The following is an 18,064-nucleotide window of genomic DNA, read 5'->3' as shown; positions in this document are numbered from 1 at the left end:
TTCTACCCTTTGAGTTTATTCAGACGATCCCGTTTGGTTCCGATAGAGGTAATTTGAACACCAAAATTCCCATCTACGATCACCACTTCGCCCTGAGCAATCACATGATCATCTACTAAAATATCGAGTGGATCATTCGCCAGTTGGTTAAGTTCGATAACCGATCCGATATCCATACTAAGGACATCTTTTAGGAGCATTTTTTTCTTTCCGATACGGACGCGAACAGGAAGTTTAACATCCATAATGAGAGAGATATTTTTCATCTCACCCTCTTCGAGTTTTACCGCCGGTTCGATGGAGGGTTCATCAAAAATACTCCCCGTCGCCGTAGGGGCTACAGAAGATTTATTTCCACTCAAAGCAGTATTAATCCCAGCATCAATAGCGAACATCATCAAAGAATTAATAGAGCCCAAGGTGAAAGCAAAAACAAACATTTTGCTGAACGCATCGAGACTAACCTCGCCATTTTCAGCGATAAACTCTGCACGTTCAGGTTTGATCGTAAATTTAGGGAGCTCTTTTTGAGAAGAGAATGTGGTGCTCATAGCTCCAACAATATTTGAAACAATCTCTTTTGCCGCATCTAAATCTTCATCGGACATATCGTCTTTGCCCTCACCATCACCACCGAGCATCATGTCACCCAATGCAGTCGCGAGCTGAGGAGGCATCATTATGATCCCTTTTCCTGAGGCATCGCCGCTAAAACTGACGTGGATTAACGCGATGGGAGGGATAACATTAGAGACAATCGAGATATCTTCAGCTTCTTTAAGAGCAATAGAAGGTGCCTGACCCGTTAACCCCTCAATCGTGGCAACTGCCTCGCTTGCAAATACTCCTGCAAAATCACTCATCATCATTCTCCTCATCTTCTAATGGCCCGCGAATCATCTCTTTTACACCGCTGATACGTGCTTTACGTTTCGTTTCAAACTCTTTAAGCGCACGCTTAACTGCATCTTTTTCCGTATCAATAATCGAGGTAATTTGAATCGACTTACGAAATCGTCGTAGTCCCATATGACCGACGAAGCGTTCTTTACCATCAACACTTACATTTACCACATCATCCGCCGGAATATTCAGCCGTATTATATCGCCCTCACCTAATTCCAGTAACTCATGTAAGCTTAATTCCGCTTCACCAAGATTGACTTCAATATTCACATGAGCTCCCCCTAGGAGGACTTGTAGCTCTTGATTACGGCTTTTTTTCGCACTGGTTTCGTTAAGCATCAAATCACGACTGGCAAGCTTCGGCAATACCGGCTCCAATGCGATAACAGGATAACATATATTCATCATCCCCGAACTGTGTCCAATAATGATCTCCATAACGACCATAACAACGATCTCATTTTGAGCAACGATCTGTACAACATTCGGGCTTGACTCTTTTGACTCTACCTGTGGGTATAAATCGGTCACGGGGCCCCATGCTTCTCGAAGTGTCGCCATCATTACCCGTAAAATTGTTTCGAACAAAGAGAGTTCAATATCCGAAAATTCACGATTGGCTTCGAAAGGTTCACCTTTTCCGCCCAAAATACGATCCAACATCGGAAACGCAATAGAGGGATTGATCTCCAAAACACCGTTTCCTTCTAACGGCTTCATCGAAAAAACGTTAAAACTGGTCGGATTGGGAAGTGACATCAAGAATTCCCCATAGGTCATCTGATCGACCGAATGGAGCTGTATCTCAACGATGGAGCGCATAATCGCCGAAATCTGAGAGGCGATGGAACGGGCCATCTTGTCATGAATTCCTCGAAAAGCACGTAGTTGCTCTTTGGATACACGGTTTGGACGTTTAAAATCATACAGTGTAATTTGACGTTGTGAAAAGAGGGAGTCATCTCCTGATTCTAGAGCACTATCCCCCTCATCATCCACAACGTCTAAAAGGGCATCAATCTCTTCTTGGGATAAAATATCAGCCATTATTGCCCTCCTACTGCATCTTTAATCCGCCTGATGACCGATTTGTGAATTTGTGAAATACGTGATTCTGTGATGTTAACGATTTCGCTAATCTCTTTTAGCGTTAGTTCCTCAAAATAGTAGAGCTGAATAATGATTTGTTCCCGCTCTTCAAAGCTCATCAAAACCTTTTGGATGGCTTCAACCAAATCTTCATGCTCTATTCTCTCAAGCATACCGCTCTCCTCTGGAGTCCCTAACTGGTCATCCAACGGCATTACCGTGTAAATATCCGAAGCAATCCGCGCATCATGAATTTTTTCGACTTCAATTCCCAAAATAACTGCGAGTTCATCATCACTCGGTTCATCATCGTGTTCCGCCATGTAAATTTCGATTGCGCTGTCAATCTCTTTGATCAATCTCCGACTCGAACGGCTTACTGTATCAAGTGAACGGAGATAATCGAGCATTGCGCCATACACACGCGTCTTCGCATATCCCCAAAAAGAATCATTCTGAGCTTCGTCATAACGACGTGCCAATTTCACCAATTCCTCGGTTCCGATCGCGCACAAATCCATGTAATCAATTGAACTTGGAAGACGCTCTTTTAGACGAAACGACATCGCTTTGACCGCAGGAAGATACTGCAAGGCGAGTTGATCTTCACGATGTTTTAATTCCTGAGAATAAACATTTGCGCCGCTCATTCTGGTCTCCGCCCATTATCATCTAATAAATCTGCCTTATGGGTATAAAAAGCATCGATAAATTGTTCCCGCTTATTAATCTCACGAACAAAAAAATCCAGATTATGTTCATGTGAAGCTTTGGGAAAAGAGTTCGACTTAACTCCCAATGTTTGGAAAAAAAATCCAACACACAAATGGGAAAAAAGATAAAAAAAGACCGTTATAAGAAGAACAAAGCCTAAAAAACTTTCCGCAGAACTCGCTTTTAATATCCCAAAAACGATACCGATGAAAAAACCTTGTACCGTTAAAAATGAGACAAAATTTGAGCCCCGCATATCTTTTTACCCTTCTCTTTTAGTACTTAAATACCAAACTGACTTAGCGCCGTATTGGTTTAATTATTGAGTTAAAAATGTTCCATCAAACGTTTAAACAGTCCGCCTAACCCGCTCTCTTTGGGATCTACTAGCACATTGCGTTCCAGTTTTTTTGCGATACGCTTAACAATCTGCTCTAATTCCGTTGTCGGGGTAGCCGTCGGATACTCACGTGTAAATAATGCCCTTTTTTTGATACAGTTTGAAATTTTGGTGTCACTGGTAATTTGTCCGAGATAATTAAGTATTAATCCGCCACCGATATTCGCTTGTGCCACTTTATGAATTTTTTCAAACAATCCTTCAGCCTCTTTTGATGATCGTACTTGGTTCATAATAACATTAATCTCATTACGTAATCTTGCGGTAATCTTAATTGTTGCATAAGCATCGGTAATCGCCGCCGGATCAGGGACGGTAACAACGATCACATCATCACATGCGCGCAAAAAAAGCTGAATATGTTCCCCGATTCCCGCACCTGTGTCAATAATCATCACATCCAAATCATCCAGAACATTCGCTTGCTCCATAAACCGCTCGAATAATCCGCCTGATGCGTATTTAAAAATTTCTTCACCGCTCTCGCCGGGGATAAGGACGAGATTTTTCTCAATCGGTATCAAAATATCTTCTACTCTTGCTTCCCCTTTGAGCACGTGTAAAATATTTTTGTGAATTTTTACGTTGAACATGACGTCCAAATTAGCAAGGCCGATATCGGCGTCAAAGATGCCTACCTTAAGCCCATACTTCGCCATAAGATATGCCATATTGGAGCTTATGGTACTCTTACCAACGCCCCCTTTCCCACTTGTAATGGCGATGAACCGCGTTTTTTTAGCGCTCATATTTCGATTTTGGTTGACCAATGCTTCGAGTTTAGAGGCTTGGTGACTCATTTTTGCTCACTTTTTCCAAAACCGTTCATCAGACATTCCACCAAAAAGTCACTGGTAGCCACCACTAAATCTTCGGGAACCTCTTGGCCAACCGAAAAATAGCTGATAGGAACTTTCGTCTCATAAACAAGTGAAAAAAGATTTCCAAACCCCCGAGTTTCATCTAGTTTAGTAAACATCATCGTATCGATCCCTAGAGGAGCGAAATTGTCATACGTCGCTTTAAGATCTTCGTATTTGATCGAACTTGGCATCACCAAAACGACATCGACGCTATACTCCGTATCGTTACCACGCAGACACTCATAGATTTTTTCAATCTTTCCTTTGTCGTACGGAGAGGAACCCATAGTATCAATCAAAATATAATCACTGTAACGCAGAGCATTCAGTGCACTCGAAAACTCCGGCGGATCAACCACCGTCTCAATCCCTAATTTCATCATCCGCGCATACTGCATCAACTGCTCTACTGCTCCGATACGATAGGTATCGAGAACGACCAATCCCACCTTATATTTTTTATCGAGCAAATACGAAAAGCGCGCAGCAAGTTTTGCAATAGAAGTTGTTTTTCCGACTCCCGTAGGGCCGACGAGCATAATCACTTTTTTACTCCCCAATTTTGGAGCTGTTTCGAGGCGTACCGGAATCATTTTTCGCATCAATACTTGAAAATAGCGCTTAACGGTCTCTGAACTTTCTCTCATTTTAGAGGGCATGTGCTCCAACGTCAACTGCATAATCTCATCAAGATGACTTTGATCCATACCACTTTGGAGAGCAAGACGATAAATTTCAGCAAATTCAGGAGGAATAGGAGCTGATGTTTTCGGAGATTTTTCATCCCAAAACATATTTTGGATCAGTTTAACTTTATCGCCTAGTTTTTCAATTTCCTCTTTGATCCGTTTTAAATCTTCACTCTCAGCGGGAGGGGTTTGTCGTGTCGGTCGATCTGTTTCGGTCACTTCAGCAATTTTAGAAATTTGTTTTGCCGCTTCAGAAATATTATAAAGAACATCACTGCTTTTTTGTGCCAAAGGGCGTTGTTTCATAAACGGTTCGTTGTTTTTTGGCTTTGGTTTAGAGACTGGCATAGCATTCTCTTCAATCCCTACAACAATCTCATACAAAGCACTTTTGCCCAATGATTTTTTCTGGACTTCGCGTGTCTCGATCAGCATCGCCTCTTCACCGACCTCTAATTGCGCCTTTTTCAGCGCTTCAGCAGGGGTGGCACCGCTAAATGTCAAGATTTTCATTATATCTCCGTATGCTCTCTCAAGCCAAACTTTCTAACGGAATCGTCACACTAAGACGCTCATTCCAATGAGGATGAGGGATAGACAATTCTTTGGTTCGAACGTTACGATTTGCAAAGAATAGTATATCCAAATCCAACGTCCTCGGCGCATTCGCAAAACTGCGACACCGCCCAAAACGCTTTTCAATCCGCCAAATCAACCGCAACAATGTTCTTGGTTCCAATGAGGTTCCGATCTCGATCACTGTGTTGTCGAAATCACCTTGATCCAGATACCCAAAAGGGGGATTTCGCAGTATCACCCCGCTTCGGATTCTACATATCTGCGGTAATCTCCCCAAATAGTGCCAAAGATGATTCATTCGACGACGCGTATCCCCGATGTTTCCCCCAACCCCTAAAACAACGCGGTAACGATACCCATCAGCTTTAGAGAGTGTTTTTGGGAAATAACGATCGACATAAACACTATGTCTCTCGTCCAGTTTACGACGCAGCGCCATTACTCTTCTTCTGCACCTTGTTGTGCTCCTGCTTGCGCTTGACGCATCGCATTGATCTCACTGAGGATTTGCATCATCCCCACCATTGCCAAGTGGTAGCCAAACGGTCCAAAACCGATCACCGAAGAGGTACATACCGGAGCCGTCATACTTTTTTGGCGAAACTCTTCACGGCGGTAGATGTTGCTGATATGAACTTCAATCGTCGGAAGGTTCACTGCACTGATCGCATCGCGAATCGCGATAGAGGTGTGGGTATAGGCAGCAGGGTTAATGATGATCCCGTCCGCATCGCCGTAACACTCTTGGATACGATCAACGATCTCACCCTCTAGATTGCTTTGATAAAACTCGATATCGATCCCGTTTTGGGTTGCGACCTCTTTCATCTGTGCATGGATTTGCTCTAAACGCATCGGTCCGTATACTTGTTGTTCACGAACTCCCAGCATATTGAGGTTTGGCCCTTGGATAACGACTATTTTCATTGATTAAACCTTGATTGGTATTTTAAGGATAGATTATAAGGGGTTCTATATTATAAGGAACTAAATCGCTTAAATCTTGTCTCAACTCATTCCCTATAAAGGGAGATTATTCCTCATTGCGCTATACTTTATCTTTTTAAAATCAGTATGAAAGATCTCTTGTGCAAATCCTCCTCTGTGACACACTTTTTTCCAACGGAGTGATCCTTCGTGATCACGGTATCGTATATGAACAAACCATTATCGAGGTTTCCCCGAATGATGAACTGCGTTCTCGTTACGGCGAGCAATGTACTGAGTTAGGCGAAGGTTCCGTTTTGGTTCCGGGACTTATTAATTCTCATGTCCATTTGGAGTTCAGTGCCAACCTCTCCACACTCACATACGGTGAGTTTATGCCTTGGTTATCTAGTGTTATCACCGCGCGCGATGAGCTAATCAATGAGTGTGATGAGACGTGTACATCGAAAGCGATCAAAACCATGCTCACCAACGGTATCACCGCATTCGGTGCCGTTAGTTCGTATGGATTTGATTTGGAACCGTGTTTTAAAGCACCTCAAAAGGTTGTCTTTTTCAACGAACTTATCGGCTCCGACCCTATGATGGCAGATGCCCTGTATGGCAATTTTCAAGAGCGTCTTTTTGCCTCCCAAGAGCTAAAACGTGATGGTTTTTACCCCTCTATGGCTATCCATTCTCCCTACTCCGTTCATCGTATCTTGATCCAAAAAGCGCTTAAATATGCTCGCGAAAAACATCTTCGTGTTACGGCTCATTTACTCGAAAGTCCTGCTGAACGTGAATGGCTCGATAGCAATAACGGAGCCTTTGCACCGTTTTTCCAAAACTTTCTCAAACAGACTCAAGCCGCCAATACGGCGGAGGAATTTTTGAGCTATTTTCGTGACATTCCCACCCTCTTTACCCACGCGGTTCAAACCTCGGATAAAGAGCTTTCCCTGATCGCCCAGGGAAATCACACAATTATCCATTGTCCTATCTCCAACCGCCTACTGGGCAACGGGGTACTCGATTTGAAATCTCTAGAAGAGAACACCATCCGTTATGTTTGCGGCACCGACGGACTAAGTTCCAACTATGCCCTCGATCTCTTCGAAGAGATGAAAATTGCCCTCTTTATCCACCCAAATGAGGATTTACTAAGCCTCGCACAACAACTATGGCAAAGCGTCACCGCCCATGCGGCAGAAGCATTGCAACTCAATTGTGGTAAAATCGCTACAACTTTCGATGCCGATTTTCTGGTGATGCGGGTCAGCTATCCAATCAATGATCAACTGCCGATCCATTTGATTACTCAGCCGCATACCATCGAATCGATCTATATCAATGGAGATAAAATACAATGATGGAATTTGTTAAAAAAATCGGTAGCTGCATGGCTACCGGACTACGATTTATCCAAGGGCATTTCAAAGCAACCGTTTTGGTCCTCTTTGTCCTTTGGCTCATTCTCCCCTCTAGTGATGAGGGAATCACCCCCCATAATCTCCAAAAGATCGCCCTCACAGGACCAATTTTAGATGCAACTCCTATCGTTGAGCAGATCGATGAAGCAAGTGAAAACGACGATGTAAAAGGGGTATTGTTCAGTATCGACTCCCCCGGCGGAGCCGTTGCCCCCTCTGTTGAGATCGCTTACGCCATCAAACGACTCAGTGAAAAAAAACCAACGGTTGTTTATGCGGCAGGGATCATGGCAAGCGGCGGATACTACTCCGCGATTTGGGGAAATGAGATCATCGCCAATCCAGGGAGTATGATCGGCTCCATCGGTGTCATTATCGAAGGGGCAGACGTATCAGGTCTAATGGAAAAAGTAGGGGTAAAAACACAAGTCGTCCATGCCGGAGAGTATAAACAAGTAGGAACCATGGAACGTCAATGGAGTAACATTGAGCGTGCCGAATTAGAGAAAGTGATTAACGGAACCTATGATCTCTTCGTAGGCGATGTCGCACGTGCACGCCACCTCGATCTAAACCAAAGCACCGAATACGCTAACGCTCATATCTTTACCGCCGCTCAGGCGAAAAAAGTGGGGTTGGTCGATAGCATCGGTGTCGAGTACGACGCGAAAAAACGGGTCGAAGTTCTCAGTAAAGTAACCGATCCGGTGTGGAATAAAGAAGACCCGATGGATAAATTTTTCAAACGGTTCGCGGCAGAGGGAGCCAGTTTAGCTCATATGTATTTTCCACCTGTTACATTGAAATAATTTTCTGCGTCATACCTAAAGGGCACAAGTACCTCTACGAGGTTCCCGACCTGATCGGGAATCCAGTCGTTTAATCCAAATATTTTTTCGCTATTTGTTCTATCGTCTCTTCAAAGACTACAAAATCATCTTCCAATCCCTAGACATAAATCATGTCCTTATAGATATAAGGTTTTAAATCACTTTTGATGGTTTCAGCCCTGACTAAATCGACTTTATGATTGAGATATTTTTCCAGATCAGCGAGATATTTGAGATATTTAAACATCGAAAAAGTTTTTCCTTTTTCGATCTCATAGACAATATCGACGTCGCTATCACTCTTCTCTTCACCCCGCGAAAAACTGCCGAACAATCCGACGAGGATCAAGCCGTCTTGCTGATAACGGGGCTTTAAAGCTTTGAGTATTTCAAGAATTTCGTTTTTTGTCATCTCATTCAATTTTATTGATTTTATAGTGATATTGTACCTTGAAAACGAAGAAATATTTCAGTTCCTTTTTATAATTCAAAATCCTGATAAGTAGATTTATTAACTATCACTCGTGAATTAATTATACTTTTTGCAATCTGCATAGTACTTGATCCATAATATTCATTACAAATTTCTATAAAATTCATTTCATAGTCAAATATATTTAAAGATAAAGGAAATGCTGCATGTAGAGAACTAAGATTTCTAACCATTCCACATTCTATTGTATAAATTACTTGTCCATTATATTTCAAACTCCATACTTGACTATAAATATTTTTATACGTCTCTGGAAAATTTTTCAATCTACATAATTCTTTGACGAGCTCATCTGCTGGAGCGAGATCATTTATTTCACTCCCATCTGAATTAAAAAAGAAATTTCCTTCAAAAACTTTTTCTTCCGATTCTTTAGATATTGAGAATGAAATATTATCTTTATAAACAAATACTAATTCATGATTTTCTGGAATGTAATAATCTACTCTTACTGAAGTTTTTAAAATTTCGTAAATATCTTCTAATCTCATAATTGACCTTTTTATTAATTTCACAAACAATCATATCATAAAACTTTGCTTACTCTTTACAAATTCCCTCTTAATCACCTATATGGAGAATACTCTTAACTTCGGAGCAAACAACGCAATGATCATTCATCGCATCAAACCGTTCCCCGACACAGAGTGTATCCAAATCGATCACTTTCCCCTCACGGGTGATCTGTGCAAATCCGCTTTTGTTTTTATTTTTGGGATGATTGGTATTAAACCCTTCAGTGAGCTGTGTAATCATAAACTGCTTTTGTCGCAATGTCGATTCGATGCTCTGCGTTAACCGCTCCATCAACGGAGTAATCTCCCGTCGGCTTTGATCTAAGCGTTGTGTCATCTGTCGATTTAAACGTTCTCGCAGCTCTTTAACTAGCTCGCTTTGTACCTCTAAACGATACTCTACTCCGTGACGTTTAAATGCCTCTTGCATCGAGAGGAGCTGTTCACGTTTACGCTCCAAACGTTGAGTAATCATCCCATAAGCACTGTATCGAATCTCATCGATACTCTGAGATAGCTCGTTTTGATCGGGTAAAAGCATCTGCATCGCGGCGCTCGGTGTCGGTGCGCGCATATCGCACACGTAGTCGCTGATTACCCAATCGATCTCGTGACCCACCGCTGACATTACTGGAGTCTTCATTGTATGTAGTGCATCTGCAACAATCTCTTCGTTAAACGCCCATAAATCCTCGATACTTCCACCGCCTCGTCCCACAACGACCGCATCCGCATTCAGCGTATCGGCATAACGCAAAGCATCGGCAATCTGTCCCGCCGCACTCGAACCCTGAACCAATACATCCAATACGATGAGTTTGACCAGCGGCCATCGCCCAGATGCGACGCTCTGCATATCTTGCAATGCGGCACCTGTCGCGGAGGTGACTAAAATAATCGTTTGGGGGAATTTAGGAAAGCTTTTTTTGCGTGTCAGATCGAAGTACCCTTTTGATTCTAACTTTTGTTTGAGTTGCTCGAACGCTACCGCCAAAGCCCCCGCACCGTAAGGTTCGGCACTAAATGCATTGATCTGATATTCGCCACGCGGTTTGTAGAGGCTTAATGCCCCGTGTAGGATGATATGAGCCCCCTCTTCGAGAGAGAATTTCAAGCGTGCAGCGTTGCCCTTGAACATGACACATTTGATCGCGGAATCGTTGTCTTTGAGGGTGAAGTAGATGTGTCCGCTACCGTGTTTGGTAACGCGGGAGAGTTCCCCCTCGACACTGACGAATTCAAAGGAGGTCTCTAAAAGAGTTTTGATCTGTTCATTCAGCGAGGAGACACTTAACATTGCATTTGACATCTTCTATCCCACTATTTTATATCGGTTGCTTTGTATGCTTGTTTTTCATGAGTAGGTGTTGCTGGAAATGCCAATACTAGTTGACGATCCCGTACCATCTCAGTCAAATGTTGCTTACGTAAAGCGTCAGGACTTCTATTGAGAAAATACGCCAAAACTGATAACGGTATATATTGACCTGAACAAATATCGAGAATGATTCTTCTCATAACTTGTTTCGGCAAACGTCCATCTGTAGTTTCTTCTGCCATAGATAATAAAAATTTCAAATATTCAGGATCAATGTATCTCACATCATCAATGACTGGTGCATCCAAATGATCACTTATCAACCTACCTTCTTCATCTCGAATTACACCAGATTGTCCTAAGCTACCTTCGGATATTCCTAAGCTACCTTCGGATATTCCTAAGCTACCTTCGGATATTCCTAACCTCTGAGGTAAATTATGAGTAAACACATCATCTGGTGTTGGCAATTGTACGCCAGGTAATACATAAACAGTACCTCGTGACTTCCCAGAAGACTCTAAAAATCCATTTTTCACTAATTTCTGCAATGCCATGGATATATCATGAGCATGATCAGAGACAAGCTCAAGTAACCGATTATGTGTAACAACATTTTCTAAAACAGCAGTTATCATTGCAGTACGTTCTAATTGATTTAAACTATCAAAATTTTTACCAAACATACGCCGTAAAACTTCTATTACTTCGGTTGGATATAAATCGATCATACGAAGCTCAAGTAATGTTTGTTCTGGTTCATCTTTTTCATATAAAAAAGGAGGACGCCATTCTTGACTTTTCCATCCGCCAAAAATTTTTGGAACTCCTGAACCTGCGCGTTCTCCAAGTCCGATCATAAGAAACATTTGATGCATTAATCGATTTCTACAATCACTCTCTCCACCTTGCATTACTTGTTCAATCGGAAGACGTAAATTACCGGGATTTCTAAATCCAAACATATCAGGTCGTTTAACAACTAAAATAGAAATTCTTCCTGAATAATCTGCATGAACAATAGTATTTACTAACGCTTCTCGTAGTGCTTCGTGTACTGGAGTATCTTCACGTCGTTGATCTCCTTTGAGTTCAAAAGGGGTCTTCAAATCAGCAACAAGTTTACGATAGACTTTACGGTAAAAATCAAATAAGTTTCCCGACCATGTCCCATCTGGGACAATACGATCTACCCACCGTTTTTCCGTTTTTGCTTCAGGTCTTTCTTGATAATCGATAAAATAATGTGGCATCGCTTCTTGAATTGAAGGCCATTTACCAAACATCAACAAGCCTGCTATGGTTAAACCTACTTCTTTTGTCTGGCGGTCTTGCCTCCAACCATTAAGTTGTCTCAAAAATTCAAGTCCATCATAATCAAGAAACGGATGTGTCGGATTACGATCACTCAACATCTGACGATAAATGCGTAAGCTTTCCAAATCGATATCATCAAGATTATATCCATCTAAAATTTTACTATCCCGAATGTCTTCAACTTGTTCGGCTAACATTCGTTTTATTGTTTCATCATCACATCTTCTATCACCTTCATGAAGACGTCGATAGGTATTTCCTCCAAAAGGATTAGCATTTAGAAATACAGGTTTTTGATGACGTGTTGCACGGGGAATATCAATGATTATAATTTCTGCTTCATCAATAGGCAAGCGTTGTATATTTTTGTCTAATATGAGATTATGACTTACTTTTTTAGGATTGTTAAGATTGTCAAAAAGTTCTTTTAATACTTTTTCTGCATCTGGTACACCTTTTGGCTCAAATACTCCATGCTTTTCTTTAACCCCGAGTATAACAACTCCGCCATGAGTATTAGCAAAAGCACTGTACGTTTCCCAAAAACTTTCAGGTAGTTTTCCACGTCCATCTTGCCCAATAGCAAGTTTACATTCTAGCTCTACAGATTCAGATAACCATTGTAAATCATCAAGCGAAGATATGCTAAGCATTTTATTCCTTTAACCTACAACTTGGACAATACTACCTACTTTTTACGGGCAATCATCAACGTCGAAATATCCATCGAAAAGCTTTTGGTATAGAGCATCTCAAATCCCGCTTCTTCGAGTTCGGCTTTCATCTTGGCAACCGTTAAAAAGCCTTCAATAGAATCGGGGAGATAGCGGTACGCTTCATAATTATTAGAGATCAAACCGCCGATACGTGGGAGGACATTGTTCATGTACCAATCACGCACCTTTCCGAGCATGGATGGATTTTCATTTTTCATAAATTCGAGGATAACTACCAATCCCCCCGTTTTTAATACACGGTTAAATTCGCGTAACCCTGCTTGGCGTTCAACGACGTTACGGATGCCGTAAGAGATACTGATGATATCAGCAGAAGTTTCCGGTTTTGGAAGCTCGGTTGCGGGTGCAATGTGAAATGACATCGTCGGAAATTTCTCGCGCCCGACACCGACCATCCCCTCACTAGGATCAACCCCGACGATTTCAGCCACAGCGATGCCCGCTTTATCGGCACGACGTTTCCAGTATCCCATCATATCACCCGTACCGCATGCAACATCGACTATCGAATCCATAGCTTTTGTGGAGCAATAACCAAACGCTAAATCGCATGCTTTGCGACGCCAAAAGGTATCGACACCCATACTAAGTACCCGATTGGCACGGTCATACGTTGGGGCGATATCGTTGAACATCGAGACGATTTTTTCTTGTTTGGTCATAAAAATTCCTACTTCTTTTTCATCCAAAGGATAATATTATCGGTGATTTTAGCGTGCAGTACCTCAAAATCCTCTTGTATGACTCCAAGACTCTGTGATCCCCCGCCGATTTTGGGTGCAATGTAACTTAGATACCAATCACTCGTATCACGGGTTGCGCTAAACATCCCTGCACCCCCTTCGATCATCACCAGTCGATACTCCTTTATCCGCTCCAAATCTGAGGCGATAAAAACTTGACGATTAGGGATATGAAAAAGGGGGATTGATCGATCAAACTCTTCATTATGTGAATAGATCAACACATCGGGAGCTTTTCCATTGACCAGTCGTGCATCGAGTGTCGGGCGATCCTGTCGCACTGTATTACCGCCGATCACGATCAAATCGCATTTATCACGTAGGGCATGAACATGCACGCGTGAGCTCTGTGAGCTGATCGTTCCGTTATCAATCGTCCCATCGAGACGCTGTGCCCATTTAAAAAATACAAAAGGGTTGGTTTGCCACTGGATAAAAGGGGCCAATAGAGCATTCCCCTCACTCTCCATCACCCCAAAAGTACATTTAATCCCTGCATCTTCGAGGATTTTTTCCCCATTCGCAGCCTCAGGATTAGGGTCTTTGCACGCGATAAAAAGTTCTTGAATCTCTAAATCTCGGATGAGCAATGCACATGAGGGGGTTTTTCCACTATGAGCACACGGCTCCAGCGTCACCGCCATAGAAATCGTTTTAAAAATGCCGTTATGATGAGTTCTGAGGTAATCGTGTATGGCGTGGGAATCATCGCTAGTAGCAATAGTGCTATCCCCTGAGAGAATCGTATAGGCATTCCGCAGTGCATAAACTTCGGCGTGGGGACCACCCGCGATTTTATGCACACCGAGAGAGAGGATTGAACCATCCGAAGAAATACACGCTGCACCGACGGCAGGATTAGGGAAAGTGAGAAGTTGATACTCCCACGCTGCTTCGAGCGCGAGTTTCATAGCATGAAGTGCGGTGGTTTTCATTACCACTCGAAGTAGGTTTTAGCCTTGCTGATTGAGCGGAAAGGGATTTTTTGCTCACCGTTCTCTTTGGTCATTAAAATGATCTCATCGTTTTCGACACCGATCATTTCACCCTCATATTTCTCTTTAGAAATGGTACTCAAAGCAACTTTTTCACCCACTGATTGGATAAAGTGCTCTAGTGTTTTGAGACGACGCTCAATGCCGGGTGAGCTTACTTCGAGACGGTATTCACCGCTTACCGGAGAGGTAACGTCTAATAATGGATTGATAAGATGGGTGAGTTCAGCACATTGGTTGAGCGTTACTCCACCAGGAGCGGTAACACTGACACGAAAAATTGTGTTCTCATTTTCATTAAGTACGGCAGTATCGTAGAGAGACAAGCCGATAGATTCAACCATTTTTTTGATGTCAGATTCAAGACTCATCTTTTTTCTCCTTGGCGATTTGGGCGAACAACGCCTCGATATTTTGACTTCGTTTGAGGGTATCATCAAACACGAAGGTCATACGGGGGCTACGAAACCACCCTTGATCTTTCATACAATGCTCTTCGATAATCGGGCGCGCTTTTTCGAGCAGTTTTAAAAAGGCGGCTTGTTCTTGCGGAGTGTAGTGATGAGGATCAAGATAGACTTTTGCATCGCTTCGTCCGCGGGAACAATGGACATCGATTACATCCACTTCACGCACACGCGCATCGGAGAGTTGGCTGATCGCTTCGGGAATCAACTCTTTGAGAATCGATTCCGTTCGCTTGATTTTTATTTGTGCCGGCGTCACAGGGATACTTTTGTCTCGATTTTTTTGAAGGTTTCGATAACGTCACCCACTTTGACATCGGTGTAGCCGTTGAGAACAACACCACAATCCATCCCTTTACCAACCTCTTTGACATCGTCTTTGAAACGTCGGAGTGACGTAAGATCACCTTCATGGATAACAACACCCTCACGGATAACGCGAACCATTCCGCCGCGTACGAGTTTACCGTCAACAACCACACATCCTGCGATAGTTCCTGAGCCTTTAGGCATTGGGAACGTGTCACGAACTTCGGCTTGTCCAGTGTTCTCTTCTCTAAATTGCGGTGCCATCATGCCGCCGAGCAACAATTTAACATCGTCGATCAACTGATAAATAATAGAGTAGGTTTTGATCTCTACACCCATCTGTTTAGCCATCGCGTTAACATTACCCGTAGGACGTACGTTAAATCCGAGTAGTGCACAGTTTTCGCTGTTGTTGACCAATGCAATGTCATTTTCAGTGATTCCACCGACACCGCTAGAGATAACTTCTACTTTTACCTCTTCGTTACGCAACTCTGCAAGAGCCGATTTAATCGCCTCAAGAGATCCATGAACGTCGGTTTTAAGAACGACTTTAAGGGCTTTAATACGACCCTCAGCGATCAATGAGGTCAAATCATCAAACGATGCTTTGGTACTCAATGAAAGTTCGCGGTGCCGATCATACTCGGCACGTTTTTGTGCTACTTCGCGCGCTTCACGATCACTCTCCATCACCATCATCACTTCACCTGATGGCGGTACGTCACTGAGTCCTACAACAACCGCGGTTTGACTCGGTCCGATGTGTTGAAGCTGTGCTTTACGATCACTAATAAGTGCTCGAACGCGTCCATAAGCCCCGCCGCACACGATGTTATCACCGACGCGCAATGTTCCGTTTTGAACGATAACGGTAGCAACCGGTCCACGACCTTTTTCCAATGTAGACTCAACAACAACCGCTTTTGCCATAACATCAGGATTTGCTTTGAGTTCCATCACTTCGGATTGGAGCAAGATCGCCTCTAAAAGCTCATCGATACCTGTCATTGCTTTAGCCGATACGCCGACAAACTCGACATCTCCGCCCCACTCAGTAGGGTTAAGTCCGAGTTCTGCCATTTGTGCTTTAACCATATCGGGATTAGCACCCGGTTTGTCCATTTTGTTCACCGCAACAATAACCGGAACCTTAGCCTCTTTCGCATGTTGAACCGATTCGCGGGTTTGAGGTTTAACCCCATCATCTGCCGCTACTACGATAACGATAATATCGGTAAGTTGTGCACCGCGTGAACGCATTGCGCTAAACGCTTCATGCCCCGGAGTATCGAGGAACGTAATCAATTTACCTTTTTGCTCTACTGAGTAGGCACCGATGTGCTGAGTGATTCCACCCGCTTCGCCGTGGGCTACTTTTGCATTACGGATCGCATCAAGGAGAGAGGTTTTACCATGGTCAACGTGACCCATGATGGTGATAACAGGAGGACGCTCTACTGCACCCTCACTGTCTTCGTGCTCTTCATCGTATGCAGTCTCAAGATTAAAGGCATCTTTTGGATCGATGGTGGTTACTTCGACACCGAACTCACTCGCCAAGATTTCGATTTCGTCTTTACCGAGGAAGTCATTTTTAGTCACCATCATTCCGAGGTCAAAAAGGACTTTAATAACCGCAGAGATAGTCTGACCTACTTTTTCAGCAAACTCATAAACACGGACATCTTCTGCGATTTCAACGTGAGTAATAACTTCATCTTCTTTAGCATCTTTCGTGTAACGTTTACGAGCTTCACGAGATACTTGACGTGGTTTACCACGATTAGCACCCTGTTTTTTACCCGCGTTACGACCGATCGGTTTTTTCTCTTTCGGTTTTTGCTCTTCTTCCGGTGGCAAATTAGCACCCAAATCGTTGAAGTCCATCAAAACAACTTGATCTTGCTCATAGTCCATAGAGACATCGGAGATTCCGCCGCCGAAAATATCAAGGCGAACCCCTTGATCTTTTTTCTGTACCGGTGAACTGCTATTTTGTGTTTTTTTCGCTCGTTTCGCTTCTAATTCACGTTGAGCCTGCTCACTTAATTTGCCATAACTGGAGACATGTGTAGCTTCTTGACGGGCAGGAGCTACGACTTCTTCTTCAACAGGACGCTTTTTCTTAACGATTTTTAATCCTGAACGCTTTGGAGCATCTGGTTCAACAGGTACAATTTCCTCAACAGGTTCACTCTTAACTTCAACAACAAGAACTGGTGATTCTTTTTCAGTTGAGGATACTACTGTAATAATCTCTTCTACATTAGCAGGTTTAGGGGTAGATTTAGGTGCAGAGCTCTCAACGGATGCACCGCTCATGATATAGTTCATGATTTGCTCAGCTTCTTCGATCGAAACCGAACTTGAGGCAGTTTTCACGTTTAGCCCCATTGCGGCTGCTTTATCCACTACCTCTTTCGAATTGATACCAAGTTCCTTGGCAATTTCATGAACTCTAACTTTATCCATCATTAACGATGATCTCCTTTAACCGATTCATTAGCTCTATGCTAGCGCCGCTTTTACATTGACGGGACAACTGACCCGGAGTTTTTTTATGATCGATGCAAGATCGGCACATATAAAAACTTCTCCCTTCGTAGGCATAAGGTTCTAAAGACCCATTGCGACACTGAAGGCGTAAAAGTGCTTCTTGAGCGAAGCGCTCACGACAAACTACGCACATGCGTATAGGCTGATGTAACTTTTGCGCCATTATATCCAATACTTCCTT

General features: G+C 43.0%; 20 protein-coding genes. 2 read left to right on the top strand and 18 right to left on the bottom strand.

The features are described 5' to 3' along the window. Nucleotides 1-2: 2 nt before the first annotated feature. The 8 genes from fliY to aroQ all read right to left on the bottom strand — a co-directional run bounded on the left by fliY (nt 3) and on the right by aroQ (nt 6,167). Nucleotides 3-866 carry a flagellar motor switch protein FliY gene (gene fliY / locus PHR02_RS01875; RefSeq protein WP_366141159.1) on the bottom strand — a complete coding sequence of 288 codons (864 nt, stop codon included), beginning with the start codon at nt 864-866 and terminating at the stop codon, nt 3-5. Further along, on the bottom strand, nt 856-1,953 hold the full coding sequence (fliM, locus tag PHR02_RS01870; RefSeq protein WP_299988112.1) for a flagellar motor switch protein FliM: 1,098 nt from the start codon (nt 1,951-1,953) through the stop codon (nt 856-858). Before fliM ends, fliY begins: the two co-directional genes overlap by 11 nt. Further along, entirely contained in the window at nt 1,953-2,645 is a 693-nt protein-coding gene (locus tag PHR02_RS01865; RefSeq protein ID WP_299988109.1) for an RNA polymerase sigma factor FliA, read from the bottom strand. The genes fliM and PHR02_RS01865 overlap by 1 nt, the downstream gene beginning before the upstream one ends. After that, nucleotides 2,642-2,965 (bottom strand): hypothetical protein, encoded by a 324-nt coding sequence (locus PHR02_RS01860; RefSeq protein WP_299988107.1) that lies wholly within the window; start codon nt 2,963-2,965, stop codon nt 2,642-2,644. The genes PHR02_RS01865 and PHR02_RS01860 overlap by 4 nt, the downstream gene beginning before the upstream one ends. A gap of 71 nt (nt 2,966-3,036) precedes the next feature. Next, on the bottom strand, nt 3,037-3,909 hold the full coding sequence (locus PHR02_RS01855) for a P-loop NTPase (protein ID WP_299988104.1): 873 nt from the start codon (nt 3,907-3,909) through the stop codon (nt 3,037-3,039). Beyond that, the gene (flhF, locus tag PHR02_RS01850; RefSeq protein ID WP_299988101.1) at nt 3,906-5,174 is read right to left on the bottom strand and encodes a flagellar biosynthesis protein FlhF; all 1,269 of its coding nucleotides are present in this window, start codon (nt 5,172-5,174) and stop codon (nt 3,906-3,908) included. The genes PHR02_RS01855 and flhF overlap by 4 nt, the downstream gene beginning before the upstream one ends. Before the next feature lie 19 nt (nt 5,175-5,193). Then, nucleotides 5,194-5,679 (bottom strand): 2-amino-4-hydroxy-6-hydroxymethyldihydropteridine diphosphokinase, encoded by a 486-nt coding sequence (gene folK / locus PHR02_RS01845; protein ID WP_299988098.1) that lies wholly within the window; start codon nt 5,677-5,679, stop codon nt 5,194-5,196. After that, nucleotides 5,679-6,167 carry a type II 3-dehydroquinate dehydratase gene (aroQ, locus tag PHR02_RS01840; RefSeq protein ID WP_299988096.1) on the bottom strand — a complete coding sequence of 163 codons (489 nt, stop codon included), beginning with the start codon at nt 6,165-6,167 and terminating at the stop codon, nt 5,679-5,681. The genes folK and aroQ overlap by 1 nt, the downstream gene beginning before the upstream one ends. Before the next feature lie 161 nt (nt 6,168-6,328). On the opposite strand from aroQ, the gene PHR02_RS01835 reads away from it, so the two are divergent. Next, the gene (locus tag PHR02_RS01835; protein WP_299988094.1) at nt 6,329-7,540 is read left to right on the top strand and encodes an aminofutalosine deaminase family hydrolase; all 1,212 of its coding nucleotides are present in this window, start codon (nt 6,329-6,331) and stop codon (nt 7,538-7,540) included. Further along, entirely contained in the window at nt 7,540-8,409 is an 870-nt protein-coding gene (gene sppA / locus PHR02_RS01830) for a signal peptide peptidase SppA (RefSeq protein WP_299988092.1), read from the top strand. The genes PHR02_RS01835 and sppA overlap by 1 nt, the downstream gene beginning before the upstream one ends. A 139-nt stretch (nt 8,410-8,548) precedes the next feature. Here the strand turns inward: sppA and PHR02_RS01825 are convergent, their stop codons facing one another. From PHR02_RS01825 to PHR02_RS01780, 10 genes are all read right to left on the bottom strand, one after another. After that, nucleotides 8,549-8,842 (bottom strand): nucleotidyltransferase domain-containing protein, encoded by a 294-nt coding sequence (locus PHR02_RS01825; RefSeq protein ID WP_299988089.1) that lies wholly within the window; start codon nt 8,840-8,842, stop codon nt 8,549-8,551. A gap of 68 nt (nt 8,843-8,910) precedes the next feature. After that, nucleotides 8,911-9,414, bottom strand: a complete 504-nt coding sequence (locus PHR02_RS01820; RefSeq protein ID WP_299988086.1) for a hypothetical protein — start codon at nt 9,412-9,414, stop codon at nt 8,911-8,913. Between the two features lie 70 nt (nt 9,415-9,484). Next, a complete protein-coding gene (gene xseA / locus PHR02_RS01815) occupies nt 9,485-10,747 on the bottom strand; it encodes an exodeoxyribonuclease VII large subunit (RefSeq protein ID WP_299988083.1) in 1,263 nt (420 codons plus the stop codon). Between the two features lie 11 nt (nt 10,748-10,758). Then, the gene (locus PHR02_RS01810) at nt 10,759-12,726 is read right to left on the bottom strand and encodes an RNA-binding domain-containing protein (protein WP_299988080.1); all 1,968 of its coding nucleotides are present in this window, start codon (nt 12,724-12,726) and stop codon (nt 10,759-10,761) included. Nucleotides 12,727-12,761: 35 nt separating this feature from the next. Further along, the gene (ubiE, locus tag PHR02_RS01805) at nt 12,762-13,472 is read right to left on the bottom strand and encodes a bifunctional demethylmenaquinone methyltransferase/2-methoxy-6-polyprenyl-1,4-benzoquinol methylase UbiE (RefSeq protein WP_299988077.1); all 711 of its coding nucleotides are present in this window, start codon (nt 13,470-13,472) and stop codon (nt 12,762-12,764) included. A gap of 8 nt (nt 13,473-13,480) precedes the next feature. Beyond that, nucleotides 13,481-14,488, bottom strand: coding sequence for a bifunctional diaminohydroxyphosphoribosylaminopyrimidine deaminase/5-amino-6-(5-phosphoribosylamino)uracil reductase RibD (gene ribD, locus PHR02_RS01800; protein ID WP_299988074.1), 1,008 nt, complete (start codon nt 14,486-14,488; stop codon nt 13,481-13,483). Beyond that, nucleotides 14,488-14,919, bottom strand: a complete 432-nt coding sequence (locus PHR02_RS01795) for a ribosome maturation factor RimP (RefSeq protein WP_295013869.1) — start codon at nt 14,917-14,919, stop codon at nt 14,488-14,490. The genes ribD and PHR02_RS01795 overlap by 1 nt, the downstream gene beginning before the upstream one ends. Next, nucleotides 14,909-15,274, bottom strand: a complete 366-nt coding sequence (gene rbfA / locus PHR02_RS01790; RefSeq protein ID WP_299988069.1) for a 30S ribosome-binding factor RbfA — start codon at nt 15,272-15,274, stop codon at nt 14,909-14,911. Before rbfA ends, PHR02_RS01795 begins: the two co-directional genes overlap by 11 nt. Continuing rightward, nucleotides 15,271-17,799, bottom strand: a complete 2,529-nt coding sequence (gene infB, locus PHR02_RS01785; RefSeq protein WP_299988154.1) for a translation initiation factor IF-2 — start codon at nt 17,797-17,799, stop codon at nt 15,271-15,273. The genes rbfA and infB overlap by 4 nt, the downstream gene beginning before the upstream one ends. Continuing rightward, nucleotides 17,792-18,016 (bottom strand): DUF448 domain-containing protein, encoded by a 225-nt coding sequence (locus tag PHR02_RS01780; protein WP_299988151.1) that lies wholly within the window; start codon nt 18,014-18,016, stop codon nt 17,792-17,794. The genes infB and PHR02_RS01780 overlap by 8 nt, the downstream gene beginning before the upstream one ends. Nucleotides 18,017-18,064: the final 48 nt, after the last annotated feature.

Source organism: Sulfuricurvum sp., from assembly GCF_028688295.1.
Lineage (GTDB): Bacteria > Campylobacterota > Campylobacteria > Campylobacterales > Sulfurimonadaceae > Sulfuricurvum.
The sequence above is the reverse complement of the archived record's forward strand: the minus strand, read 5'-3'. Positions and strand labels throughout refer to the sequence as shown.